Origin of the sequence: Lactococcus sp. LG606 (assembly GCF_017309645.1) — a bacterium.
Taxonomy (GTDB): domain Bacteria; phylum Bacillota; class Bacilli; order Lactobacillales; family Streptococcaceae; genus Lactococcus; species Lactococcus petauri.
Genome location: NZ_CP071301.1, coordinates 688,555 through 713,304 on the forward strand (window position 1 = coordinate 688,555; position 24,750 = coordinate 713,304).

The 24,750-nt window shown below is 35.5% G+C and carries 22 protein-coding genes and 1 pseudogene; 8 read left to right on the top strand and 15 right to left on the bottom strand.

Going from position 1 to position 24,750, the window contains the following annotated elements; translation table 11 throughout:
* Positions 1-59 precede the first annotated feature (59 nt).
* Together J0J35_RS03410 and J0J35_RS03415 are read right to left on the bottom strand one after the other, a co-directional pair.
* On the bottom strand, positions 60-725 hold the full coding sequence (locus J0J35_RS03410; RefSeq protein WP_019293936.1) for an NAD(P)H-dependent oxidoreductase: 666 nt from the start codon (positions 723-725) through the stop codon (positions 60-62).
* Between the two features lie 81 nt (positions 726-806).
* On the bottom strand, positions 807-1,379 hold the full coding sequence (locus J0J35_RS03415) for a TetR/AcrR family transcriptional regulator (protein WP_206917770.1): 573 nt from the start codon (positions 1,377-1,379) through the stop codon (positions 807-809).
* 265 nt (positions 1,380-1,644) lie between these two features.
* Between J0J35_RS03415 and J0J35_RS03420 the strand changes: the two genes are divergently transcribed.
* The gene (locus J0J35_RS03420) at positions 1,645-4,287 is read left to right on the top strand and encodes an HAD-IC family P-type ATPase (RefSeq protein WP_206917771.1); all 2,643 of its coding nucleotides are present in this window, start codon (positions 1,645-1,647) and stop codon (positions 4,285-4,287) included.
* 75 nt (positions 4,288-4,362) lie between these two features.
* Here J0J35_RS03420 and J0J35_RS03425 read toward each other — a convergent pair whose 3' ends face one another.
* Complete coding sequence (locus tag J0J35_RS03425; RefSeq protein ID WP_206917772.1) at positions 4,363-4,812, bottom strand: GNAT family N-acetyltransferase; 450 nt, start codon at positions 4,810-4,812, stop codon at positions 4,363-4,365.
* 190 nt (positions 4,813-5,002) lie between these two features.
* Here J0J35_RS03425 and asnA point away from each other — a divergent pair, with 190 nt between their 5' ends.
* Positions 5,003-6,007 carry an aspartate--ammonia ligase gene (asnA, locus tag J0J35_RS03430; RefSeq protein ID WP_019292270.1) on the top strand — a complete coding sequence of 335 codons (1,005 nt, stop codon included), beginning with the start codon at positions 5,003-5,005 and terminating at the stop codon, positions 6,005-6,007.
* 188 nt (positions 6,008-6,195) lie between these two features.
* Here asnA and J0J35_RS03435 read toward each other — a convergent pair whose 3' ends face one another.
* Positions 6,196-6,633 carry a MerR family transcriptional regulator gene (locus J0J35_RS03435; RefSeq protein WP_019293941.1) on the bottom strand — a complete coding sequence of 146 codons (438 nt, stop codon included), beginning with the start codon at positions 6,631-6,633 and terminating at the stop codon, positions 6,196-6,198.
* A gap of 210 nt (positions 6,634-6,843) precedes the next feature.
* Here J0J35_RS03435 and J0J35_RS03440 point away from each other — a divergent pair, with 210 nt between their 5' ends.
* The 5 genes and pseudogenes from J0J35_RS03440 to J0J35_RS03455 all read left to right on the top strand — a co-directional run bounded on the left by J0J35_RS03440 (position 6,844) and on the right by J0J35_RS03455 (position 10,620).
* Positions 6,844-7,227, top strand: coding sequence for a cupin domain-containing protein (locus tag J0J35_RS03440; protein WP_206917773.1), 384 nt, complete (start codon positions 6,844-6,846; stop codon positions 7,225-7,227).
* 12 nt (positions 7,228-7,239) lie between these two features.
* A complete protein-coding gene (locus J0J35_RS03445) occupies positions 7,240-8,292 on the top strand; it encodes a zinc-binding dehydrogenase (protein ID WP_206917777.1) in 1,053 nt (350 codons plus the stop codon).
* Positions 8,293-8,620: 328 nt separating this feature from the next.
* A pseudogene (gene xerS, locus J0J35_RS11780) lies at positions 8,621-8,822 on the top strand (tyrosine recombinase XerS); the annotation flags it as partial.
* 449 nt (positions 8,823-9,271) lie between these two features.
* On the top strand, positions 9,272-10,333 hold the full coding sequence (gene xerS / locus J0J35_RS03450; protein WP_019293950.1) for a tyrosine recombinase XerS: 1,062 nt from the start codon (positions 9,272-9,274) through the stop codon (positions 10,331-10,333).
* Positions 10,334-10,398: 65 nt separating this feature from the next.
* A complete protein-coding gene (locus tag J0J35_RS03455) occupies positions 10,399-10,620 on the top strand; it encodes a hypothetical protein (RefSeq protein WP_019292266.1) in 222 nt (73 codons plus the stop codon).
* A 73-nt stretch (positions 10,621-10,693) separates the two neighbouring features.
* Here J0J35_RS03455 and trmFO read toward each other — a convergent pair whose 3' ends face one another.
* From trmFO to J0J35_RS03490, 7 genes are all read right to left on the bottom strand, one after another.
* Positions 10,694-12,037 (bottom strand): methylenetetrahydrofolate--tRNA-(uracil(54)-C(5))-methyltransferase (FADH(2)-oxidizing) TrmFO, encoded by a 1,344-nt coding sequence (gene trmFO / locus J0J35_RS03460; RefSeq protein ID WP_019293951.1) that lies wholly within the window; start codon positions 12,035-12,037, stop codon positions 10,694-10,696.
* 45 nt (positions 12,038-12,082) lie between these two features.
* Positions 12,083-14,233, bottom strand: coding sequence for a type I DNA topoisomerase (gene topA, locus J0J35_RS03465; protein ID WP_061413090.1), 2,151 nt, complete (start codon positions 14,231-14,233; stop codon positions 12,083-12,085).
* Positions 14,234-14,422: 189 nt separating this feature from the next.
* A complete protein-coding gene (dprA, locus tag J0J35_RS03470; protein WP_117517556.1) occupies positions 14,423-15,292 on the bottom strand; it encodes a DNA-processing protein DprA in 870 nt (289 codons plus the stop codon).
* A gap of 86 nt (positions 15,293-15,378) precedes the next feature.
* On the bottom strand, positions 15,379-16,077 hold the full coding sequence (gene budA, locus J0J35_RS03475) for an acetolactate decarboxylase (protein WP_206917779.1): 699 nt from the start codon (positions 16,075-16,077) through the stop codon (positions 15,379-15,381).
* 144 nt (positions 16,078-16,221) lie between these two features.
* Positions 16,222-17,946: an ABC transporter permease/substrate binding protein gene (locus tag J0J35_RS03480; protein ID WP_206917780.1), complete on the bottom strand. Its 1,725-nt coding sequence runs from the start codon at positions 17,944-17,946 to the stop codon at positions 16,222-16,224.
* On the bottom strand, positions 17,939-19,141 hold the full coding sequence (locus J0J35_RS03485) for a glycine betaine/L-proline ABC transporter ATP-binding protein (RefSeq protein ID WP_014024780.1): 1,203 nt from the start codon (positions 19,139-19,141) through the stop codon (positions 17,939-17,941). The genes J0J35_RS03480 and J0J35_RS03485 overlap by 8 nt, the downstream gene beginning before the upstream one ends.
* Positions 19,142-19,346: 205 nt before the next feature.
* On the bottom strand, positions 19,347-19,967 hold the full coding sequence (locus J0J35_RS03490) for a GntR family transcriptional regulator (protein ID WP_117517550.1): 621 nt from the start codon (positions 19,965-19,967) through the stop codon (positions 19,347-19,349).
* 228 nt (positions 19,968-20,195) lie between these two features.
* Here J0J35_RS03490 and J0J35_RS03495 point away from each other — a divergent pair, with 228 nt between their 5' ends.
* Positions 20,196-21,032 carry a DUF368 domain-containing protein gene (locus tag J0J35_RS03495; RefSeq protein WP_206917782.1) on the top strand — a complete coding sequence of 279 codons (837 nt, stop codon included), beginning with the start codon at positions 20,196-20,198 and terminating at the stop codon, positions 21,030-21,032.
* 50 nt (positions 21,033-21,082) lie between these two features.
* Here J0J35_RS03495 and hpf read toward each other — a convergent pair whose 3' ends face one another.
* The 4 genes from hpf to ahpC form a co-directional block, all read right to left on the bottom strand.
* Positions 21,083-21,640: a ribosome hibernation-promoting factor, HPF/YfiA family gene (hpf, locus tag J0J35_RS03500; protein WP_019291678.1), complete on the bottom strand. Its 558-nt coding sequence runs from the start codon at positions 21,638-21,640 to the stop codon at positions 21,083-21,085.
* A gap of 110 nt (positions 21,641-21,750) precedes the next feature.
* On the bottom strand, positions 21,751-22,368 hold the full coding sequence (locus J0J35_RS03505) for an FMN-dependent NADH-azoreductase (protein WP_017370397.1): 618 nt from the start codon (positions 22,366-22,368) through the stop codon (positions 21,751-21,753).
* Positions 22,369-22,532: 164 nt separating this feature from the next.
* A complete protein-coding gene (ahpF, locus tag J0J35_RS03510) occupies positions 22,533-24,062 on the bottom strand; it encodes an alkyl hydroperoxide reductase subunit F (RefSeq protein ID WP_206917784.1) in 1,530 nt (509 codons plus the stop codon).
* A gap of 58 nt (positions 24,063-24,120) precedes the next feature.
* Positions 24,121-24,684, bottom strand: a complete 564-nt coding sequence (gene ahpC, locus J0J35_RS03515) for an alkyl hydroperoxide reductase subunit C (RefSeq protein WP_019291680.1) — start codon at positions 24,682-24,684, stop codon at positions 24,121-24,123.
* Between the last annotated feature and the right edge of the window lie 66 nt (positions 24,685-24,750).

Below are 24,750 nucleotides of genomic sequence, written 5' to 3' on the forward strand. Positions count from 1 at the left end.
TAATGGATAAAATAAAAAAGAAGGCTCCCTTCTTTTTTATCGTATGTAATATATAAAGATTATTCTACAGTTTCTACAATCTCACTCAAACTTTGACGCTTTTTATTAGGAATTTCCGTTGCTCGATAACCAAAACCTGCCATATATGCGACACCAAATTCTTCTAAATCAATTAGTCCTTTTTCAGATAAATAATTTTCAACAGCATCGATATTAAAACCTTCGATAGGACAACTATCAATGCCTAGAAAAGAAGCAGTAGTCATCATATTTGCTAATGGGATATATGTTTGTTTTACCGCCCAATCATATTTTGCCTTGTCATCAGATAGTTTAAAATCTTCTGCCTGAAATTTTTTGAAAAATTGGCTTTGGGGTGAGTTTTCAGAATAAGGGAGCTCTAAAACATCTTCAACAATATGTTTGACATGGCTACTGTCATAAGAAACCCCTTTTTTAGCTAGAGCGATAATAAATTTATCTGCTCCATCTAGGCTATTTACTGCTCCCCAAGCCCGGCTTTTCAGGTCTTCCCGTATTTCTTTGTTCTCGATGACGAGAAATTTCCAAGGTTCATAGCCAAATGAACTTGGAGATAGACGCGCAGCCTCAAGGATTGTTGCCCAATCTTGCACAGCAATTTTTTTACTTCTATCGAATTTTTTTGTTGCAAAACGATTAGTGTGTGCCTTTAATATCATATTTCTTAATTGTTCTTGATTCATTTTTGTCTCCTTTTTTAGAACGCTTGTTCTCATAAAACTAAAAATATTAATACTCCGAATCACTCAGAATATTTTTATATTTTATAGAATTGATAGTGTTGTTTTAATAATATTTTCAAGCTCTGTCCGGCTCGTCGCTGAGCGTACAAGTACCCGAATGCCAATTAAAGCATTGTTTAAATAGCTTGCTAAAATACGTGTATCAGTATCAGCAGCTAATTCACCTTTTTCCTTCGCTTGATTTAGCAAAAGCACAAAAAAACTTTTTGTCTTTTCGAAAAAATGTTGAACTTGATCAGCAATATCACCATCACGTAAGGCGAGCTCAATTGCCGAATTTACAAAAAGACAACCTTTACGACATTCTTCTTTTGGAAATGCTGAGTCCTTAAAAATTGCTTCAAACTTTTCTCGAATACTAATACTTTTAGCAGTAATCAAAACATAATTTTGACTCATATCTTGATCATACTTATTTAAGATTTTGAGATAAAGTTGGCGTTTATCACCGTAAGTATCATAAATACTTCTTCGATGGATACCTAGATGATCAACTAAATCTTGAACAGAAGTATGTTCATAACCTTTTTCCAAGAAAATATCTGTTGCTCTATCTAAAATCACATCGTAGTCAAACTCTTTGGCTCTAGGCAAAATATTCTCCTTTCTATAAATAGTAGAACGTTCATTCTAATAATAACAGAAAGATATATCTGATGCAAGTTTGTTGAATTTTTGCATAAAAGATAAAAATTTTAAGACTAAAAATAAAAGTCAAAATGGTATATTTTTCAATAAAATAATACAGAGAATATTATTTTATTATGTTTTAAATAGTTTGCATGATAAACTAGTAATAAGTACTCTTAAAAAAGATAAGTATTTTAATAAAAACTAAAAGAATTATGGGGGAATTATAATGAACTGGTTTCAATTATCAAAAGTAGATATATTAAAGAAGCTCCAAGTAGAAGAGGATGTTGGATTAGCAGAAGAGGAGCGCAAAAAAAGATTATCAGAAAATGGTTTTAACTTATTATCTGGAGAAAAAACTGAGGGAAAATTAAAAAAGTTTTTCAAACACTTCAATGATTTATTGATTTATGTATTGCTCGTAGCTGCACTACTTAAAGGAGTTAGTCAAGACTATATCGATATGTTTATCATTTTAATCGTTGTGGTTATAAATGCATTGATTGGTTATATCCAAGAGTCAAAAGCAAGCAACTCCTTAGACGGCCTGACGAGTTTAATGGGAACAGAGGCGACAATCGTCATTAGCGGTGAGAAAAAAGTTGTTTCGACCGATTCTTTAGTAAAAGGTGACATTGTTTTACTGAACTCAGGAGATATTATTCCTGCTGACGTAAGAATTTTAGAAGCGTATAATTTAGTTGTAGATGAAGCGATGCTAACAGGGGAATCAACCCCTGTACAGAAAAATGCTGATTCCATGTCAACGGAAGTAGACTTAGCAGACCGTGTCAATATGGGCTATTCAGGTTCTTTAGTGAACAGCGGAAGTGGTAAAGCGGTTGTTGTTGAAACAGGTGACAACACAGAGATAGGGAAAATTAGTGTCCACCTGAAAGAGGTTGGTGTGACAGAAACGCCTTTGATTAAAAAGATGAAATATTTGAATAAACAAATATTTTTTATTCTTTTAATACTCATCGTTTCATTAGTTGCTTTCAGTTTCTTTCACCGGGATTTCACGTTTGAAGAAGCAACTTCCTGGATTATTTCACTGGCAGTGTCCTCAGTTCCTGAAGGATTGCCAGCAGTCCTTTCAATTATTTTATCTCTGGGTGTCACGCGCATGTCTGCAAAGAAAGCCATCATTAAAAAAATGCCAGCAGTTGAGACATTGGGAAGTATGGAAATTATCTGTTCCGATAAAACTGGTACCCTGACTAAAAATGAAATGTCAGTTTTGACAGTCTTGACTAAGAAAAAGATATTTGAAAAAAATCAAACGGAACAATGGAAAGATGACCTTAATATCTTTAATGAAGATTACCAACTCAAGAAGTTGGTTGAAACTGCTATTTATTGTAATGATACAAAAATCGATTACCATAATGGGCAAAGGACTGTGATTGGTAATCCGACTGAAGCAGCCTTACTAGAGTGGGCTTCTCATATGGAAACTACCCAAGATGAAAAGGTGCTGTATAAAATTCCGTTTGATTCCTCATACAAATATATGGCGACTCTAGTTGATGTAGATAATCAACGCTTTATTTACTTAAAAGGAGCACCAGATGTTTTACTTGGAATGGTAGATTATCAATTTGGCGATAACACAACAGAAAAAATTGACCCCGAACTATGGGATAAAATGATATCGAATCAAGCCAAAAAAGGCCAACGTATACTCGCTACGGCTATGAAAGAAGTTTCTTCGAATCAAAAAACAATTACACATGAAGATTTGAAAGAGAATATGGTTCTTGTTGGAATGTATGGTATCATTGACCCACCAAAACCATCTGCAATAGAAGCAATTAAAAAGAGCCACCGTGCTGGTATTTCCGTTAAGATGATTACCGGAGACCATAAAGATACAGCTGTCGCAATAGCGAAAGAAATTGGTCTGAAAAATACGGACAGAGCCATTACTGGTAAAGACATCGAAACGATGACAGACCAAGAGCTATCCGAAGTTGTACTTAAAAATGATGTTTTTGCGAGAACTACGCCAGAACATAAATTGCGATTAGTAAGTGCTATAAAAGCGCATGGGAAAATTGTTGGTATGACAGGAGATGGTGTGAATGATGCTCCAGCTCTTAAAAAAGCAGACATTGGTATCGCAATGGGGCAAAAAGGAACACAAGTTACAAAAGATGCTGCAGATATGGTTTTGGCAGATGATAATTTTGCTACCATTTCAGATGCAGTACGCGAAGGAAGACGTGTCTATGATAATTTAAAAAATACAATTTACTTTTCTTTACCAACAGCATTTGCTCAAGGTTTGTTAGTTGTGGTATCCATATTAATTGATCGTCCATTACCATTGACGTCAATCCAAATTCTGTGGTTAAATATGGTCACAACAATTACACTTTCTTTTGCATTAGGTTTCGAAAAAGAAGCCTCTGATGTCATGGACAAACCTCCTCGCGATCCAAATGAAAATATTTTAAGTCGTTATGCTATCTTTAGAATGTTCTATGTTTCTATACTCTTAGCTGCTTTGGGCTTTTTAGTCAATAATATTGTTATATCTATGGGTGCAGCAACACCTGTAGCCCAAACTACTCTTTTAATGACCCTCGTTTTCGGACAAGTGTTTTACATGATAAATTGTCGAAGTATATCCAAGTTCTCTATCGACCAAAACATGTTTAAAAATCGTGTGTTGTGGCTATCATTGTTTATTTTATTGGTGCTACAACTTGCTATTGTCTATATCCCAACAATTAGTAACGCTTTAGGTACGACAAACATCGGGATTCATAATCTTCTTTATGCATCCTTTGCTGGACTAACAGTTTTCGTCGTAGTAGAGCTAGAAAAATTTATTTCACATCGTCTCTTTAGAAATATAGCATAGAAAAAATTTATCACTTTCGATGAATATCAAAATAAAAAAGCTAGTGAATAACTCAATTTATTAGCTTTTTTTAGACTAATCTCGCTTCATGTATAACAGTGGATAGGGATTTCCTTGCTCATCGAACTCCGTTCTCTTATAGACTTCAAAGCCCATATATTCATAAAACCCTCTTGCGCGTGGATTTTGTTCATTCACAGCAAGATCATTAATGGAGTATTTAGTGATTCCATATTCGAGGAGTTTCTTGCCAAAGCCTTTACCTCTTTCACCAGATGCAATAAAAAGCATCTCTAGATGATGATCGACAATACCCATAAAACCAACTGGCATATCTTTATCATTTTTTAAGAGAATTAAACGAGGGATTTCCTTTAGGGCTTGAGGCACATACTTTTTAATATCACTTATTTCATTATCTGAAAGGAAGAGGTGTGTTTCTTTTACAGAACTTTCCCAAATCACCAATAACTTTTCTACTAAATCTTCAGATCTATCTTTTAAATCAATATCTATAACTTTCAATTAACTATGCTCCTTAATACTTTACTAAGCTAATCCTAACACATGAAGTTCCGTATTTCAATTTCTGGCATGACTAGAGTCTTTCTTTAGAAGATATTTTTTGTGTATAAATATATTATATATATTTATACTAATTTTTATATTATGGTATAATATTCAATAAAATTAAAAAATAGGAGTTCTTGAAATTATGGAAAAAACCTTTATCCCAAAAGACTACAAATCAATACTGGATGTTTATGATACTCAAACAGCTATTGGATTTATTAAACGTTGTTTTGAAGAAGCGCTAACAGGAAGTTTAAAACTAAAAAGAGTATCAGCCCCACTTTTTGTTGATGATCATTCGGGTTTAAATGATAACTTAAGTGGAAACGAACGGCCTGTAAAATTTGATGTACCAGTTTTAAATTATAATGGAGAAATCGTACATTCCTTAGCTAAATGGAAAAGAGCCGCTTTAAAACAATATGATTTTCATGTTGGCAACGGGCTTTACGCAGATATGAATGCCATTAGACGTGACGAAGAGTTAGATAATCTTCATTCAATTTATGTAGACCAATGGGACTGGGAGCGAGTGATTTCAAGAGAACAACGAAGCCTTGATTACCTAAAAGAAACCGTTCAAAATTTAGTGAATGCTATCGCAGAAACATCAAGTCGTTTACATACCAAATATCCAAAAGTAGAAACAGTCATAAATACAAATGTTTCCTTTATTACAAGTCAAGAATTAATAGATCTTTATCCCAAATTAACAGCAAAAGAAAGAGAAAATGTTTACGTTAAAGAACATCCGACTACCTTTATCTTACAAATTGGTGATATCTTAAGCCACGGTGAACCACATGATCAGCGGGCACCAGACTATGATGATTGGTCTTTAAATGGTGACTTACTTTTCTGGCATGAACCTTTAGGATGCGCAATGGAATTATCGAGTATGGGCATTCGTGTAGATGATAAAGCTTTACTTACACAATTAGAAAAGGCCAATGCCAACGATCGTTTAGCATATCCTTTTCATCAGCAAATACTCAATAATGAATTACCATTAACCATTGGTGGGGGTATTGGACAAAGCCGTATGTGTATGTTATTACTGAGCAAAGTACATATCGGTGAAGTACAAGTTTCTTTATGGGATGAAGAAACACTTAATGCTTGTAAAGATAAGGTCTTTTTACTATAAAAACTAGGGATGAAGGAAAGTAATTAGAGTTAAAAAATATAAAGTGTGTTTGAAGTTATTGCTTAATAATAAAAAATAATAAATAAAAAAACTTTTTTGGTTAGATTATTATCCTCCAAGGCATAAATGATAAAAGAAAATTTATAAAACCCATAGAGACTACTCTTCTCTATGGGTTTTATCTCAAGTTAAGAATGTGAATTTATATAGCTGTCCTTTATTTCTTGAGGTAAGTCCTCAGGAATTTTTCTTTTTACAGCTTGTTCATCGCCAGTACTCAAAGCTTCATCGTAATACCAACATTTGAACTTTAACATATCAAGTGTCTTATTCAGATGATTAATTTCTTCCTCAATCTGTTGTTTTTGGTCATTAAAGAGTTTTTTTCTTTCCTCGAGAGTTTCGTTACCAAGCTCCGTCCAGTCAATGAATTTTTTAATATCTCTAATTTTTAGACCAGATTTTTTCAGGCATTCAAAAACCCGGAGAGCTTCAATTTCGTCTTCAGAAAATTGACGAATACCCGATTTTCGCTCAATCTTTGGAAATAATCCTTCTTTATCATAATACCGTAACGTTGATATAGGAATATCAAACATTTTTGAAACTTCACCAATTGTATACATGTTTTCTACCTCTTTTAGTGAGAAAGTGTTTTGTACAATAATATCGTAAATATCATACGTTAACTTTCTTTACATACTAAATTATATCATAACAATTTTCTAATTATTTTTATAAAAGAAGTTTGAAATAAAATAATTTTACTTATTATTTGACCTAAAGTACACTCTAGGGTATATAATAAATCTTACAATAAGAGAGGAGATAGAATAATGACAGATTATAATCCATTATTTGGTAAAGGTGAATTAAACATTGACTATGCAAAATTTTTTATTGGAGATTCTCATTTAAAACTTTTAGCAAGTCAAGGAGATATTTCAGTTAATAATGTTACGTTTGAGCCAGGAACTAGAAATGATTGGCACACGCATAGCAATGGTTTCCAAATCCTTCTTGTCACAGATGGAGAGGGCTGGTACCAAGAAGATGAAAAGCCTGCTCGAAAACTTACTAAAGGAGATGTCGTAAGCATTTCAGACGGTGTCAAACACTGGCACGGTGCAACAAAAACCTCTTGGTTTAGTCATATTGCAATTAGCAAGGGGACTACTACTTGGTTAGGAAAAGTAACAGATGAGTATGAAAATTTGTAAGGAGAATAGAAAATGAAAACAACAATTTTTGAAAAAGCAGGTTTGGTAACAGTTCAAGATGTGGAAAAACCAAAATTACAAGCAGAAGATGATGTTATTATCAAAGTTGTCCGTGCCTGTGTTTGTGGATCAGATTTATGGTCGTATGCCCATGGAGACAACAAGGAAGCCCACTCTGAAAATACAGGACACGAGGCTATTGGGATTGTCCAAGAAATCGGATCTGCTATTACCACAGTGAAACCTGGTGACTTTGTAATTGCTCCCTTTACACATGGATGTGGTGAATGTGATGCATGTCGTTCAGGATTCGATGGGACATGTGATCGACACCTTGGAGGTTCAAACTGGTCAAATGGTTTTCAATCAGAATATATTCGTTTCCACTATGCAAATTGGGCATTAATAAAAATTCCAGGACAACCCTCCGATTATACTGAAGGTATGTTAAAGTCCTTACTTACTCTGGCAGATGTTATGCCTACAGGTTACCATGCTGCGAGATGCGCCAATGTAAAAAGAGGAGACAAAGTCGTAGTTATTGGGGATGGTGCTGTTGGTCAGTGTGCAGTTATAGCCGCTAAAATGCGGGGCGCTTCTCAAATTATTTTGATGAGTCGTCATGCAGATCGTCAAAAATTAGCCTTGGAGTTAGGTGCAACAGATGTTATTGCTGAACGTGGAGAAGAAGGAATTGCAAAAGTTCGTGAAATTTTAGGTGGCGGTGCGGATGCTGCTCTTGAATGTGTTGGAACTGAATCAGCAATAGACCAAGCACTTGGAGTTCTTCACAATGGGGGACGCGTTGGTTTTGTTGGTGTACCTCACTATAATAACCGTCCGCTTGGTTCGACATTTGCACAAAATATTTCAATTGCCGGAGGTTCAGCATCTGTAACGACATATGATAAACACTTCTTGCTAAAAGAAGTCCTGGATGGAAATATTAATCCTGGTCGCGTATTTACTCAAACTTATGATTTAGAGAATGTCAATCAAGCTTATCAAGACATGCAAGATCGTAAAACAATCAAATCTATGATTGTTACGTCCAAAAGTTATTAAATTACAAGCAATGAGAAAAAGCCTTGTGTAGGTACTTAAAATAAATCTTCCTTAGATGTATACTCAATAATATTAAAAAAATTAAACAAAAAAGACTATCCACGGATAGCCTTTTTGTATTTTCATGTACATGTAAAAAATATATTCAACTGGAAATTGAAAAGTCTTAGTGAATAACTTAACATATAATTAAAGGAGAAATGAAAAATCAATAAACACAAAGAAAAAATAAAGCCATTAAAATCACAGATATAGAAGTTCATGAGTTGGAAAATCTACCAAAGTAGGCGAATGAAAAACTCGAAAAACCGAAGCAGCGGTCTATTGCTTAGTAACAAAGTACCCTGAATCCTTTAAGGTTAAAGTATCGCCTCATACACTACGACATATATTGGCTACAAGGTTGTATTCAAAAACAAAGTCCCAAGTACTTGCGAGCCAACAACTTGTCACTCTCTACAAATAAGGCAACAGATCTATATACTCACATTATTAACACAGATTTAAAAGATGCTCTAAACCATTTATAATTCGACATACCAAAAAATTAGATTTATAACGCAAGTTTTTCGGAAAGATATCTAAAAAAGGATAGATAAAGTGAAGATAATCTAAGCCGTACATGCCAGCGGCACAGAAATACGGAGTTTTTTATATTTGGATGTATTTTAACCTGTTATTGATATTTGTTTATATATTTTATCTTTCAGTTTGATTTTATTCCTTTCATTTTTATCTTTTATATAGCCTAGTAAATTTTAACATAAATTTACTTTAAATGGCTCAACAGTCAAGTTCAAACCTATTTATTTATAGAAGTTATGATATAATTATATTCGAAAAAATAAATAAATAGAAAGAATTTATTAAGCTTGCTGAGTATATAGTTTAAAGAGATCTTGGGATATCCTATAACATCTTTCCGAAAAACTATAATATTCTTGAAAGTTTTATAAATTTATGGTATACTTAAAAAACTATGAAACGTGAACTTCTACTTGCAAATATTGACCGCATAAAAAAACGTATGCCCGACTTCGTTTTGGAATACTATCAATCAAAGCTTAGTATTCCTTATAGCTTGACTACGCTCTATCAATATCTTTTAGAATACGAGAGATTTTTTAATTGGCTTATTGATAGTGATGTCAGCAAAGCAAAAAATATTTCTGGTATAGATTTAGATACATTAGAAAATCTAGCACGTTCTGACATTGAAGGTTATATCCTCTACTTACGTGAAAAACCACGTCAAAATAATAAGTCTGGACTAACACAAAACTCAGTAAAACGTACTTTAGCTGCACTTTCCAGCCTTTTTAAATATCTTACGGAGCAAGCTGAAGGCGTAAATGGCGAGCCATACTTTTACCGTAATGTTATGAAAAAAGTGCAGATTCAAAAAAATAGAGAAACTTTGGCTTCCAGGGCTGAGAATATTAAAGGAAAACTGTTTTTAGGCGATGAAACACAAGGTTTTCTGGATTTTATTGATAATGAATACGAAAAAAGTTTGTCTAATCGAGCGCTCTCTTCTTTTAATAAAAATAAAGAACGTGATTTAGCGATTATTGCGCTGATGTTGGCTTCTGGCGTACGTCTGTCTGAAGCTGTTAATATCAATATAGCTGATTTGAATATGAAGACTCTAGTTGTGGAAGTTACACGTAAAGGGGGCAAAAGGGATGCCGTTAATATCGCAAAATTTGCTGAGCTTTATCTACTCAACTACTTAGAGATTCGTGAACAGCGTTATAAACCAGAAAAAAGTAATAAAGCCTTCTTCTTGTCTATTTACCGAGGGCAAGCTTCTCGGATTGATGGATCAAGCATTGAAAAGTTAGTCTCTAAGTACTCGCAAGCTTTTAAAGTAAGAATAACACCACATAAACTTCGTCACACCTTAGCGACTCGCCTTTACGCACAAACCAATTCTCAAGTTCTGGTAAGTCATCAGCTCGGACATTCTTCAACACAAGTTACAGACCTCTACACCCATATTATTAGTCAAGAACAGAAAAATGCACTTGACGAACTATAAGCAAGACTGGTAAAATTTAAGTAGACTATTAATTTAAGATAAAAACTATAAGTGGAAAGAATCGAATGAATAATACTACTCTAAAAATGTCACAACAAGAAATTATTTATGAATTGAAATATGCTTGGAGCAGACAAAAATCCGTTAGCATACGCTTTTTGCAAAATTCGCAAGAAACTACTTCTCAAGGTAAAATTTTTGGTATTGACTATGATTTACTTTATATTAAAGAAGAGAACTTGGTGCGGAGAATCGCCTTAGATGATATTTTAAGCATAAATATATAACATTTTACATAATTAATTTTATGTAAAATGCACTCGATAATAAAAACCTCTAAATTAATAGAGGTTTTTATTATTACATTTTTTCAATGATTTGGCTTAAGTCTTCTAATGCTCGCTCAGCAACCTTCGTATAACGTTCCTTTTTATCACGGATACGCGGACCTTCAAGTTCTTTGACAATACCAAAAGTCACATTCATAGGTTGGAAATGTTTACTGTCTGTATGTGTGATGTAATATGGGAGAGCACCAATAGCTGTTGTTTGCGGGAATATGATTTCTTCTTCACCCTTAAAAAGACGAGCAGCGTTTATTCCGGCAACCAAACCACTTGCTGCTGATTCAACGTAACCTTCTACACCAGTCATTTGACCGGCAAAGAAAAGATTTTCTTGTTTTCTTGATTGGAAAGTTTGCTTGAGTAGGTTAGGAGAATCCATGTATGAATTTCGATGCATTACACCATAACGTACAAACTCAGCATTTTCTAATCCAGGTATCATTTGGAAAACACGTTTTTGCTCCCCCCACTTAAGGTGAGTTTGGAAACCTACGATATTATACAAAGATGCCGAAGCATTATCCTGGCGCAACTGTACAACGGCATAAGGCGTTTTAAAATCACCATCACGTGGACCTGTATATGTATCAGGATATTCTAATCCAACAGGTTTCATTGGACCAAATAACATTGTTTTATAACCACGTTTAGCCATTTCCTCGATTGGCATGCAACCTTCGAAAACTTTTAGATCTTCAAATGAATTGAGTGGAGCCTCTTCAGCAGTAATTAAAGCTTGTTGGAAATTATTGAATTCTTCCTTTGTCATTGGACAATTGATATAGTCGGCTTCTCCTTTATCGTAACGAGATTTTTTATAGACTTTATCGTAATCTATTGTATTCGCATCAATAATCGGAGCTGCAGCATCATAGAAATAAAAGCCATCCCCACCATTAAATTCATGAATTTTTGCAGCTAAAGCATCACTTGTTAAGGGACCCGTTGCAATAATTGTAATTTCTTCGTCTAAGTTAGGTAAATCTGTAATTTCACCGCGGATTACCTCAATCAAAGGGTTTTCTGAAACAGCTTGAGTAATAAAAGCTGAAAACTCTTCACGGTCAACTGCTAAAGCTCCGCCAGCTGGTACTTGTGTTTTTTCGGCAGCTTGCATCATGACAGAATCCAAACGACGCATTTCCTCCTTCAGTAGTCCCACAGCATTTGTGATTGCTGCTCCACGAAAAGAATTTGAACAAACCAACTCGGCAAATTTGTCTGTTTTATGCTGAGGCGTAGCTTTAACGCCACGCATTTCGTAAAGTTTTACTGGAATGCCGCGTTTTGCAATTTGGTAAGCAGCTTCAGAACCCGCAAGACCTGCGCCAATAACGTTTATATGTGTTTTATTCATTTTAACTTTCTATATTTAACATAAAATTAATTATGTAAAATAACTTCATTTTTGTTTTTCCTCTTTGTAGTCACAAGTTTCATTACTACATACTACTTGTTTGCCACCGCCACGTACTTTCTTTTCTACCAAATAGTGCTCACATTTTGGACAAGAACGGCCAACAGGTTTATCCCAGCTTGTAAATTCGCAATCAGGGTATCTGTCACAACCATAGAAAAGACGATTTTTCTTTGTCTTACGTTCAATGATTTGCCCTTTGTGGCAACTTGGACAGGTTACGCCAATTTCTTTTACAATGGCTTTGGTATTGTGACATTCAGGGAAATTACTACATGCATAGAATTTGCCATATCGTCCCAACTTAATTACCATTGGATGTCCACAAACGTCACAATCAAAACCAGCTGGTTCGTCTTTAATGACGATTTTTTCCATTTCAACTTCGGCTTTTTCAAGTTCGACGGCAAAAGGTTTATAAAATTGATCAACGACATCAACCCAGCGGCGCTGTCCTTCTTCTACCTTATCCAGATCTTTTTCCATTTCAGCTGTAAATTCAGTATTTACAATGTTCGGGAAAAATTCAACCACAAGTTTATTTACAATTTCGCCTAGTTCAGTTGGTTCAAAACGTTTGGCCACTAAACGGGCATAATAACGTTTTTGGATTGTTTCAAGAGTTGGTGCATATGTTGATGGACGGCCAACTCCATTTTCTTCCAGGACTTTAATCAAAGTTGCTTCACTGTAACGGGCAGGCGGCTGAGTAAAGTGCTGTTCAGGTTTGAGATTTGCTTTCTTAACAATATCTCCAGCTGCCATATCAGGAAGCATGTTGTTTTTCTCAGAGTCGTTATAGATAGCTAAATAACCATCAAATTTAACTTGTGAGCCATTGGCAATGAAAATTACACCATTTTGTGAAAGGTTTACTTTCATCGTATCAAAAATAGCAGCTGTCATTTGGCTTGCCACAAAGCGATTCCAAATTAAAGTGTAAAGTTTTAACTGATCTTTGTCTAAATATTTTGCAATTGCTTCAGGGGTATTAAGGACATTAGTGGGACGGATTGCTTCATGGGCATCTTGAGCTCCGGCTTTATTAGAAACTTTTGACGAATGCTTGCTATACTTAGCACCAAAACGCTCTGTAATGAAGTCTGCAGCTACGCCTTGCGCCACTGGAGAGATACGTGTTGAATCGGTACGCATATAGGTAATCAGCCCTTGGTGGCCTTGTGCACCCAATGTGAGCCCCTCATATAGTTGTTGGGCAACCATCATGGTTTTCCGTGTACGGAAATTAATTTTATTGGCCGCATCTTGTTGCATTGAGCTTGTTGTATATGGAAGTGGTGAATTTCTACGACGTTCTTTTTTCTCTACTTTATCGACATCGAAATCTGGACCAGACAACCGAGACATAACTTCCATCACATCATCATTGTTATTTAGTGCACGTTTCTTACCATCAACACCCCAGAAAGCAGCTTTAAACTTTTTAGCTCCTTTTTTAAATTCGCCATCAATTGACCAATATTCTTGAGGGATAAAAGCATTAATTTCGTTTTCTCGATCAACAATGAGTTTGAGGGCGATAGACTGGACACGACCAGCTGATAATCCTTTTTTAACTTTTTTCCAAAGAATTGGACTGATTGAATACCCAACTAAACGGTCTAAAATACGACGTGCTTGTTGTGCATCTACCAAATCAACATCAATACTACGTGGTTCTTTAAATGCATTTTTAACAGCATCTTTAGTAATTTCGTTAAAAACAACCCGATTTTTATCTTCCAAAGGAAGACCTAAAATATGTGCCAAGTGCCAAGCAATGGCTTCTCCTTCTCGGTCCGGGTCACTTGCTAAGTAAACAGCTTTTGCTGCTTTAGCCTCTTTTTTAAGAGAATTGATCAGCGGTGCTTTTCCACGTATATTAATATATTGTGGTTCATAATCATTGTCAATGTCTACGGACATTGTTGATTTTTTCAAATCACGTATATGCCCAACAGATGCCACAACTTTGTAGTTTCGCCCTAAATATTTTTCAATTGTTTTTGCTTTAGCAGGTGACTCAACAATTACGAGATTTTTGCCTTTAACAATTTTTGTTTTCTTTTTACTCGCAGTTTTCTTACTGCTCGTTTTCTTTTTTGTAGTTGTTTGTTTTTCACTTGCTTTCGCCATATATTTACCTATTTTTTTCAAATTTCAATAGTCTAATAATATAGGCTTTTAGGTCAGATGTCAAGTAATAAAACCAAAAGTGTTTTTCTTATAGGAGAATTAAACATTTATTAAAAGGAAAAAAGTTCTGTCAGTCCTTGGTTTTACTAATTTTACATAGATTTATAAATTTTCAATTTTTATAAAAAATTAAGGAAAGAAATTCCCTTCATATAAATAAAATTCATCTAAAATATCTTGTCCATGAGTGACAAGTTTTGCTGCACCTTGTTGGATTAATTGATTACACCCAGAGGCATTTCTATTCAAAATATCTCCAGGTACAGCAAAAACTTCTCTATTACCCTCTAAAGCATAACGACTTGTGATAAGGCTACCACTACGTTGTTTTGCTTCCACAACGACAACACCACGGGAAAGACCAGCAATGATTCTATTTCTCTCTGGGAAATGAAACTTGAGGGGTTGCTCTCCTACAAGGTATTCTGATAAAACTAATTCATGTGCTGCTAAGTATTCTTGTAATTTACGATTTTCTTTTGGATAACTAATATCTAACCCATTACCAATGACAGCAATGGTTGGAGTTTTTTGTTTTACAGCTGCTACATGGCTTGAGGTGTCAACACCGCGTGCTAATCCGCTCACAATAACAAAATTTTGCTTTAATTCCTCAATAAGCTTGTGGATTATTCTTGGTGCTTCCTTAGACATTTCACGACTGCCTACAAACCCAAGTTTAGGAAGACTAAGCAATTTAAGATCTCCTCGGTAAAAAAAGAGGGCAGGCGGATTATATGTTTCTCTCAGCCATTCGGGATAAATGTCATCTAAAATGGAAAAGGAGGGGAAAATTTTGTATTGCTCACGAAGTCGTTTCACATCTTGACTCTTATAACTCTCAATAAAATTAGGGACAGTTTTGACCTCTGCAATCCGCGCTAACTGGCGTAGAGTGAGTTTTGCTTCATGCCTCCTCTGATAATCAATCAGTTTCAAAATCCCTAAATTAGACATTCCTGCTTTTTTCAAACGTAATATTTCAAAGTTTTTAATCATGCAGCCTCCATTTTTGGTGTTATTCAATAATTAATACGCAAAAAATAGAAGCTGTTCACATAAAAAACTGCATTTTTGCAGTTTTTTTATTCCGCTTGTTCAATATCTTTTTTGAGTTGATCAAGATTAAATTTGGCTTGGAGGAAGTTTTGAGATTTTGTTGGGAAGTTTTGCTCTAAGGCATCCACTTGGCCTATTTCTACTTTACCGGAAAAGCCAGTAAATCCTAAAATATGGCCACCAAAATTGCATGAATCAGCAAGAAAATGCAGATGGTATCCAGCGACACTTACACCATGAAACATTTCTGGAGTCCAAAAACCGACGATAGTTCCCATGACGTTCTCCTCTTTATATTCGGGTTGATTTTCTGCTACTTTAGCAAAAGGTTCGCCTTCTGCTGCGCCTGGAGCCATGCGCACATGCATCATATCAAAATCACCAGTCATTTTAATTGTATAAAAGGTATTTTCGCTATTAAACTCATTTTCAATTTTTTTGAAGAGTTCTTCGCTAGCGATTTTTTCTTCTTGTTGGAAAGAAAGTGTTGCTTCATGATGAGATACTGCAGCGTATGGGACAGTTTCATTGTCTTCTACTTGACGTACTTTTTTGTCTCCTGTTGCAATATAAGCTTTGCCATTCAAGACAATCAACTCACCATTGATACCTGACAAGGTTCCAATACCAAAGTTGCCTTTTTTCAAAAGCTCTCCAATCGTTAAGGTTCCTTCATAAAGTCCTGACATCAAAGCTGCAAGGGTGTTGTGTTGAAATAATTTCATTTTTCTTTCCTTTCAAATTTTGTAATTTTCAATACTCTAATTTTACCATATTATTACTGTCATGATAAAAATACGGATTGTTTTTTTAAGGTATTTTCTAAAAAAAAACTAAGCAATATTGCTTAGTTTTTGATTAATTATGTATTAGTCTTCAAACCATTTATCAACTTGTTCTTTATGAGATTTAATCCATGTTGCTGCTGCTTGTTCTGGTGTTTTACCATTTTGAACATCAAGCATTACAGATTCCATATCTTTTTGAGACCAGTTAAACTTGTCTAATACTTTATAAGCTTCAGGATTATCTTCTTTAAGTCCTTTACGTACAATAGTATTGATGTCTTCAGCTTTACCCATTGAGTTTTTAGGATCTTCTAAATATTTCAAATCATACTTATTAAACATCCAGTGAGGTGACCAGCCCGTGATTACGATATCTTTATGTTGCTTTATAGCCTCACCAAGGGCAACAGTCATCGCACCTGAAGACGATGGTACTAAGTTCCAATCTTTCAAGTTATCATAATCTTTCAGAGCCTTCTCTGTTGCGGCCATAACACCAGCACCAGGTTCAATACCGATAATTGATTTATCTGCTTGATCCTTCAGGTCTTCGATAGAATTTGCTTTCATGTAGCTTGGTACGACAAGACCAACTTTAGCTCCTTTAAGGTTAGGGCCAAGTAATTCAACGGACTTGCTGAACTTTTTCCATTGTGTTTCATGAGTGTTTGGGAGCCAAGCAGAAACCATACCGTCAGCTTGACCATTTGCTACAGTTTGCCAAGCAACTGTATTATCTAAAGCTGTCTTCTTAACGTCAAATCCATGTTGCTCCATAGCTTGACTTAATACGTTAATAGATGCAACTTCTGAGTCCCAGTTCATATATACAAGCTCAACATTTTTATCTGCTGCTGTTTTCGTAAGTGTAACACCAGAAATACCACCAATGATAAGAACGATAAGGGCTACTAACGCTCCTCTTTTTTTCCATTTCTTAAGTTGCGTATTGCCTTGTTTTTCAGTTGGGGCAACATTAAGTTTTTGAGTGAAACGGTCAATGATAATAGCTAAAATAACTAAAGCAATACCGTTTACAAAACCTTTACCTATATCCGCAGATTGAACAGCCGCTAAGACGCCACGTCCAAGACCAGGTGCACCGATCATTGAAGCAATAACGACCATTGAAAGTGCCAACATAATAGTTTGGTTAACACCTGCTAAAATTGTTCCTTTTGCTAACGGAAACTCTAACTTAAAAAGCTTTTGTCTTGGTGTTGACCCAAAAGAATCTGCTGCTTCGACCAATTCAGTAGAAACTTGACGAATACCCAAGTTTGTCATACGAACTGTTGGTGGCAAAGCAAAGATAACTGAGGCAAATACACCAGGGACCACACCGATACCAAAGAAAGCAACGGCCGGAATCAAGTAAACGAAACCGGGCATGGTTTGCATGAAGTCCAAAATGGGCTGCACAATCTTAGCAACAAGTTCGGACTTAGCCATCCATATACCTAAAGGAATACCGATAATAATAGAAACTAAACTAGAAAGCAAGACCAATGTTACTGTATTCATCAAGTCTGTCCATAAACCTTGATTGGCAATAAGAACTAAACCTAAGAATGTAAAGATAGGGAAGGCAATTTTACGTCCAGAAACTAAAACTGCCAAGAAAGTAACAACAATAATCATTAACCAAAATGGTACAGCTGTAAGTCCCGCAGTTACTGTATCCATAATTGCTGTACCAGCTTTTTGAATAATATCAAAACCAGCACTTAGATTGCTTGTAATCCAATCTGTTGCAGTCGAAACCCAATCTGCTAAGGGTATCTTACCTATTGCTAACTCAATCATTATTTACCTCCTCATCGTCTACATCTGCTAAAGCTTCAAGTACTCGTCCGCGAATAAGAATACCTTTGAGGAATCCTTCGTCATCTACCACGGCAACAGGCGTTGGAGAGTCATATATGATAGGTAAGATATCACTTACTAATGTTTCTTTACCAACTTGTCCAACATCTGTCATGAGAACTTCGCGAAGAGATTTATTCGCTTGTTTTGCTTGAACAGCTGCTTCACTGGTAATAACACCATAAAATTGACGTTTTTTATCGACAGCCATTAAAGAACTTACTTCTTCTGTCTTCATCTTTTTAAGCGCTACACTTGGACCATCAATGTCAATGTTAGTTGTTAAGGCAGGAATCATAATGTTCTCCGCTGTGATAACTTTTGCACGATCGACATCCTCCACGAAGGTTTTAACGTAATCATTAGCAGGATTAGTAAGAATTTCTTCACCTGTACCAATCTGCATGATTTTACCATCCTTCATAATGGCAATACGGTCACCGATACGTAATGCTTCATTCAAGTCATGCGAAATGAAAATAATTGTTTTTTGGAATTTTGCTTGAAGTTCCAAAAGTTCATCTTGCATCTCACGACGAATCAATGGGTCCAAAGCTGAGAAAGCTTCATCCATCAGAAGAATTTCTGGATCATTGGCTAAAGCACGCGCTAAGCCGACACGTTGTTGCATCCCTCCTGAAAGTTGGTTCGGATATTGATTTTTAAAATCAAGTAAGTTAGCATTGTCTAAAGCTTTTTCAGCACGCTTGCGACGCTCTTCTTTTGGTACGTTTTGTACTTCCAAACCATATTCTGTATTCTCAAGAATCGTTCTATGAGGGAAGAGACCAAAATTTTGGAAAACCATACTCATCGTTTTGCGACGCACTTTCAGCAAATCTTCTTTATTTAACGTAGCAACATCTTCACCGTCAATGAAAATCTTACCGCTTGTTGGCTCAATCAAACGATTAAGTAAACGTAATAGTGTGGACTTCCCTGAACCAGAAAGTCCCATAATAACGAAAATTTCGCCTTCATTTACTTCGAAGTTGGCATCATAAACACCGACACTCGCACCTGTTTTTCTTAAAATTTCGTTTTTCGAATCACCCTGCTCGACCATTGCCAAAGCAGTTTTTACACGTTTACCAAATATTTTGGTTAAGTGCTCAATTTTAATTTTTACTGGCAAAATATTCTCCTTTACTCTTAATAATTAAATACATTTCATTATTTAATGTTCATCAAAGTGACCATTCCATAATAACAAGGTATTGTCACTTTGTCAAATAAGTAAACTTACAAATATCTTAAATTGCCTAAATTTGAAAAAAATCCTCCTATAGCGACAGTTCCTATTGCCTGTCTCTATAGAAAGATATTTCCCAATGTCAAAATTAATTTTTATAAAAGAAATTTTGAATAATTTGTAAAGAATCTGTTCCACCAACAAAATACAAGGTATCATATTGGTTCAATGTTGCATATGGGCCCGGCGAAATAATTAATTCGTCATTCTGTAAGATGGCAATAACGGTTGCACCTGTATTTTGCCATAAGTTCATTTCTCCGATAGTTTTACCTAAGTTTTCGGAAGGTTCATTAAGCTCAAGTTCAATCGGAGTCATTGGATTGGATTTTTGAAAGTGTGCTGTTTGTCCAACGAGTTTATCTAAAGTCGATGAAAAATTGGCAAGTTCCTTTTGTTGGCGAGCGACACTTTTCAAAATATCAGCTTGTAAATCCTGAATTGATTTAACTTCTTGATGTTGAGTCAAAAACTCTTGAGCTTTTTGACGTGAAGCAATAACGACGCCACTTCCATGAATTGAATCCACAATCCCTAAATCACTAAGAATGCTTACTGCTTTTCGTGCTGTTTCGGGAGAAACACCAAAAGTTGTTGCTAAGGTCGATCTTGCATAAATTTTTTGACCGATTTTTAATTCGTTGCGTACAATATTTTCCGCAATTAATATAGCAATTTGCTGATATTTCGGTTGTCTAACCTCTTTCACTTTTTCCTCCTTTTTTATTTATCCGTATACTATCATCATATAAAAATGCATTATGCCTTCTATTTTAATGTAAAAATACAAAAAAAGATAGTAAAATTATTTTTAAAGTGTAAAATTTCGAATATATCCTAGTTTGTATTTTATCGACTTGTATGATAAATATGTTTCGTATAAGTAATCTATGATATAATAGTCGCAAAAGTATAAAATAGAAAGTGATAAGATAATATGAACTGGATTTTTCGATTGATTAAAGGAATGATTATTGCTCTTGGCTTCATTCTTCCTGGTGTTTCTGGCGGGGTTCTTGCAGCCATTTTAGGGATTTATGAACGTATGCTCCATTTCTTGGCTCATATTCGTCAGGATTTCAAGAAGAATTTTCTTTTCTTCCTTCCTGTTGGTATTGGTGGGATTTTGGGCTTAGTTCTCCTTAGTCGACCTCTTGAGTGGGTGTTAGCGCATTATCAGATAATTGTATTATGGGGGTTTGCAGGTGCAATTTTAGGAACACTCCCTTCTCTCTTTAAAGAAAGCACACGTCAGAAGGCTCGTGATAAAAGTGATACCTTTACTTTAATCCTCACATTTGTTTTGTCAACACTTATTTTATATATGTTACCTGCCATTGCAGGAACGGTTCCGGCAAACTTCTATGGTTTCTTCCTTGCAGGTATTTTAATCGCCTTAGGTGTTTTGGTACCTGGACTTAGCCCCTCAAATCTTCTCTTAATTCTTGGACTTTTCTCTCCAATGCTCGAAGGTTTTAAAAACCGTGATATTTTCGGTGTGTTTCTTCCTATTGCCATTGGTGGATTATTCGCTCTAGTAAGTTTTTCAAAATTTATGGAGAAACTTCTTATTAATTTCCATTCTAAAGTTTACAACTTTATCATTGGTTTAGTACTCTCAAGCACATTGCTGATTGTAGTACCTACACAAAGTGCCGAAGCCATCAATTATGCAGGTGCAACTCTCTCAACCTTCTTTATGAGTGCTCTACTCTTTGTAATTGGACTTGTATTAGGTCTATGGATGAGTAAGTTAGAAGAAAAATATAAATAAAGATTAATATCATAATAAAAAAGACTGGATATCAAACCAGTCTTTTTGTCTTAATCTGTTTCAATTAAACCAATATTTTTATCGGCACGTCGGTAAACAACACTCGTACGATTAGTATAGGCATCCAAGAAAACATAAAAATCATGGCCAAGCATATCCATCTGAAGCACTGCCTCTTCCGCATCCATCGGTTTAAGATCAACACGTTTCGTGCGGACGATTTTCACAGTATCTTCTTCAATCTCATCAATGGCATCTAAAGGAGCAAATTCGTCACCAAAGGCTAAGCCAGTTGGGACATTTATTTTTGATTTGCGGTTTACACGCGTTTTATATTTGCGAATTTGTCGTTCTAACTTTTCTTCCACTAAATCAATAGCTGCAAGTACATCTAGAGCAGTATTTTCTGCTCTTAAAGTTACATTTTTAGCTGGCACAGTTACTTCAACCTTATTACGCTTATCGGAATAAGACTTAATATTCACGTAGGCTGTGACTTCATGTCCATCATTAAAGTATTTATTTAATTTACCGATTTTATCTTCGATATATGAACGAATTGCATCTGTAATTTCCACATTTTCTGCACGAATACTAAATTTAATCATAAGGTTGTTCCCATGGCATTTCAAAGAAATGCTCTTTCTTTTATTTATTTCTTATTTAATTTTAATATAAAAACAAATATGGGTCAACTAATATCCGAGATTTACCAGAATTAAAACTCTTGTGCTGCAGTTTCTACTTTACCAAGGAATTCAGCCAAAAATTCTTCAGCTTTTTCAGGTTGGTAAGCATGACCTTCAACACTAAGTGAGGAGAAGTCTGTACCAATAAATTCAAAGATAGTCTTCATGTATTGGCTACCTGTATCTTGACCATTGTACATACCACCGCTTGCTTGCAAGTGCATAACTTTCTTATCTGTTGCTAAACCTTTTGGTCCTTCTGCTGTGTAACGGAAAGTTTTACCAGCAACATTGACTGTATCAATCCATTTTTTAAGGCTAGCAGGAATCATAAGGTTCCACAATGGGCTCGCAATGACTACCTTATCTGCTGAAAGGAATTGTTCTGTAAAGGCACCAAAACGTGCAACTTTATCTTGTTGTGATTCAGACAAGGCAGTGAAGTCTACACCATTTTGCATTGCAATAAAGGCAGAAGCCATGTCTTGATCAATTTCAGGAATGTCGGCAGAGAAAACATCGAGTACTTCTACTTCATCATCTGCATTTGCAGTCTTATAGGCTGATACGAAAGTATCCAAGCCTTTAATTGAGAAGCTGTCTTCAGCTGTCAAAGGATGTCCTTTTACAACAAGTAATTTAGTCATTAATAAATCCTCCAAGATTTTGTTTAATTTACACTTGTAAACAATTTTTACTTTAATATTATAGCAAAAACATTTTACGAATGCTACAATTTTAGTACGTGAAATTTAGCACAAACTTAAAAGATAATAAAACCACCCCGAAATGTTTCAGGATGGTTTTATTTTTAATGACGAATGAGATAGTCAAATGCACCCAGAGAAGCTGTTGCACCACTTCCCATGGCAATCACAATTTGTTTATAAACTGAATCTGTACAATCCCCTGCAGCAAATACACCAGGTACATTTGTAGCCCCTTGTTTATCAACGACAATTTCGCCTCGTGAGTTACGTTCTACTACTCCCTCCAGCCACTCTGTGTTAGGCACAAGACCAATAAGGATAAAGACACCTGATACTTCGATATTTACTTCTTTTTGAGTATCACGTTCAACATAATCTAGACTTTCAACTTTATCTGTACCATGAATAGCCTTCGTTTCTACATTGGTTAGAACCGTAACATTATCCAGTGAATAGAGTTTTTCTTGTAAAACTTTATCTGCTTTAAGCTCTGGTAAAAATTCTAAAACAGTCACATGTTCAACTACACCAGCTAAATCGATGGCTGCTTCAATCCCCGAGTTTCCTCCCCCAACTACGGCAATTTTTTGACCTGCAAAGATCGGTCCATCACAATGCGGACAATAAGCAATTCCTTTATTTTTGAATTCTTCCTCACCTGGAATACCAAGTGAACGCCAACGTGCTCCTGTTGATAATACAACCGTTTTAGACTGTAGGACAGCTCCATTTTCCAGAGTCACTTCAAGCAGGTCGTTTTTCTCTAATTTCACTGCTTTTTGTGTTTTCATAATATCAGCTGGATAGGCTTTGACATGTTCTTCCAGTTGAGCAGCTAACTTTGGTCCTTCAGTATAAGTCGTCCCAATCAAGTTTTCAATGCCTAGAGTTTCTAATGGCTGACCACCGAATTTTTCTGCTAAAATACCTGTGCGTATCCCTTTGCGTGCTGCATAAATAGCCGCACTTGCACCTGCTGGACCACCGCCAACAACAAGAACATCATAAGGATCTTTATCATCAAATTCTTCACTTCCAGCTTGACCCACGAGTTTATTTAATATTTCTTCAAGACTCATGCGCCCACTTGAAAATTCCTCACCGTTAACAAAAACTGTTGGCACAGCCATCACACCACGAGATTTGACTTCGTTTTGGAACATGCCGCCTTCAATCATCGTATGCGTAATATTTTCGTTAAGAACACTCATGATATTCAAGGCTTGGACAACATCTGGACAGTTATGACAAGTCAAACTTACATAAGTTTCAAAATGATAAGGTTTATCGATAGCTTGAATTCGTTTTTTAAGGTCTTCTTCAATCTTTGGTGCGCGACCACTTACTTGTAAAAGCGCCAAAACAAGCGAGTTAAATTCATGACCTAAAGGAATACCAGCAAAAGCAATACCTCTCATTTCTCCCTTGCGGACAACAGAAAAGCCAGGAGCTTTGACTAACTTAGCTTCTTCAACACTTATACGTGGTGACATTTCAGCAATTTCATTAACAAAATCACGTACTTTTTTACCGTTAGCATCTTCAGGATCTGCCTTAACGCGTAATGCGATATCATTTTCTAGAAGCTCTAAATATTGCTTGAGTTGTGCTTTAAGATTTTCTTCTAACATTTTATCTTTCCATTCTTTTTAGCTTAAAAAGGCGAGTAATCTACTTCGCCTCATTAAATTAAATTTTACCAACTAAGTCTAAACCTGGTGTTAGAGTTTCCGCATCTTCTTTCCATTTAGCTGGGCAAACTTCGCCTGGATTTTTACGGATATATTGTGCTGCACGTACTTTATCTACTAATTGGCTTGCATCACGACCAATACCATCTGCAGTTATTTCGACAGCTTGTACAATACCATCTGGGTCAATGATAAACGAACCACGTTGTGATAAACCAGATTCTTCATCCAATACATCAAAAATACGAGAAATCTTTTGTGATGGGTCAGCCAACATTGGGTATTCTACCTTACCAATAGCTTCACTGTGCTCATGCCAAGCCGCATGGACGAAATGTGTATCCGTAGAACATGAGTAAACCTCTACGCCTAAGTCTTTAAGAATACTGTATTGCTCTTGTAAATCTTCCAATTCTGTTGGACAAACAAAAGAGAAATCCGCAGGATAAAAGACAATAACATTCCATTTTCCTTTAAGATCATCTGAATTTACTGTCAAGAACTTGCCGTTTTGATATGCTTCAGTGACGAAATGTTCAACTTCTTTTCCGATTAAGGACATGATTTTTTCTCCAATTTTTCTATTATTTTTTATGCTTCTTTAATAATTATCACAAAATGAATAATG

Coding starts and splice junctions, on each gene's coding strand:
- J0J35_RS03410 (WP_019293936.1), bottom strand. CDS start 725: ATGAATCAAGAACAATTAAGAAATATGATATTAAAGGCACACACTAAT.
- J0J35_RS03420 (WP_206917771.1), top strand. CDS start 1,645: ATGAACTGGTTTCAATTATCAAAAGTAGATATATTAAAGAAGCTCCAA.
- asnA (WP_019292270.1), top strand. CDS start 5,003: ATGGAAAAAACCTTTATCCCAAAAGACTACAAATCAATACTGGATGTT.
- J0J35_RS03435 (WP_019293941.1), bottom strand. CDS start 6,633: ATGTATACAATTGGTGAAGTTTCAAAAATGTTTGATATTCCTATATCA.
- J0J35_RS03440 (WP_206917773.1), top strand. CDS start 6,844: ATGACAGATTATAATCCATTATTTGGTAAAGGTGAATTAAACATTGAC.
- J0J35_RS03445 (WP_206917777.1), top strand. CDS start 7,240: ATGAAAACAACAATTTTTGAAAAAGCAGGTTTGGTAACAGTTCAAGAT.
- xerS (WP_019293950.1), top strand. CDS start 9,272: ATGAAACGTGAACTTCTACTTGCAAATATTGACCGCATAAAAAAACGT.
- J0J35_RS03455 (WP_019292266.1), top strand. CDS start 10,399: ATGAATAATACTACTCTAAAAATGTCACAACAAGAAATTATTTATGAA.
- trmFO (WP_019293951.1), bottom strand. CDS start 12,037: ATGAATAAAACACATATAAACGTTATTGGCGCAGGTCTTGCGGGTTCT.
- topA (WP_061413090.1), bottom strand. CDS start 14,233: ATGGCGAAAGCAAGTGAAAAACAAACAACTACAAAAAAGAAAACGAGC.
- dprA (WP_117517556.1), bottom strand. CDS start 15,292: ATGATTAAAAACTTTGAAATATTACGTTTGAAAAAAGCAGGAATGTCT.
- budA (WP_206917779.1), bottom strand. CDS start 16,077: ATGAAATTATTTCAACACAACACCCTTGCAGCTTTGATGTCAGGACTT.
- J0J35_RS03480 (WP_206917780.1), bottom strand. CDS start 17,946: ATGATTGAGTTAGCAATAGGTAAGATACCCTTAGCAGATTGGGTTTCG.
- J0J35_RS03495 (WP_206917782.1), top strand. CDS start 20,196: ATGAACTGGATTTTTCGATTGATTAAAGGAATGATTATTGCTCTTGGC.
- hpf (WP_019291678.1), bottom strand. CDS start 21,640: ATGATTAAATTTAGTATTCGTGCAGAAAATGTGGAAATTACAGATGCA.
- J0J35_RS03505 (WP_017370397.1), bottom strand. CDS start 22,368: ATGACTAAATTACTTGTTGTAAAAGGACATCCTTTGACAGCTGAAGAC.
- ahpF (WP_206917784.1), bottom strand. CDS start 24,062: ATGTTAGAAGAAAATCTTAAAGCACAACTCAAGCAATATTTAGAGCTT.
- ahpC (WP_019291680.1), bottom strand. CDS start 24,684: ATGTCCTTAATCGGAAAAGAAGTTGAACATTTCGTCACTGAAGCATAT.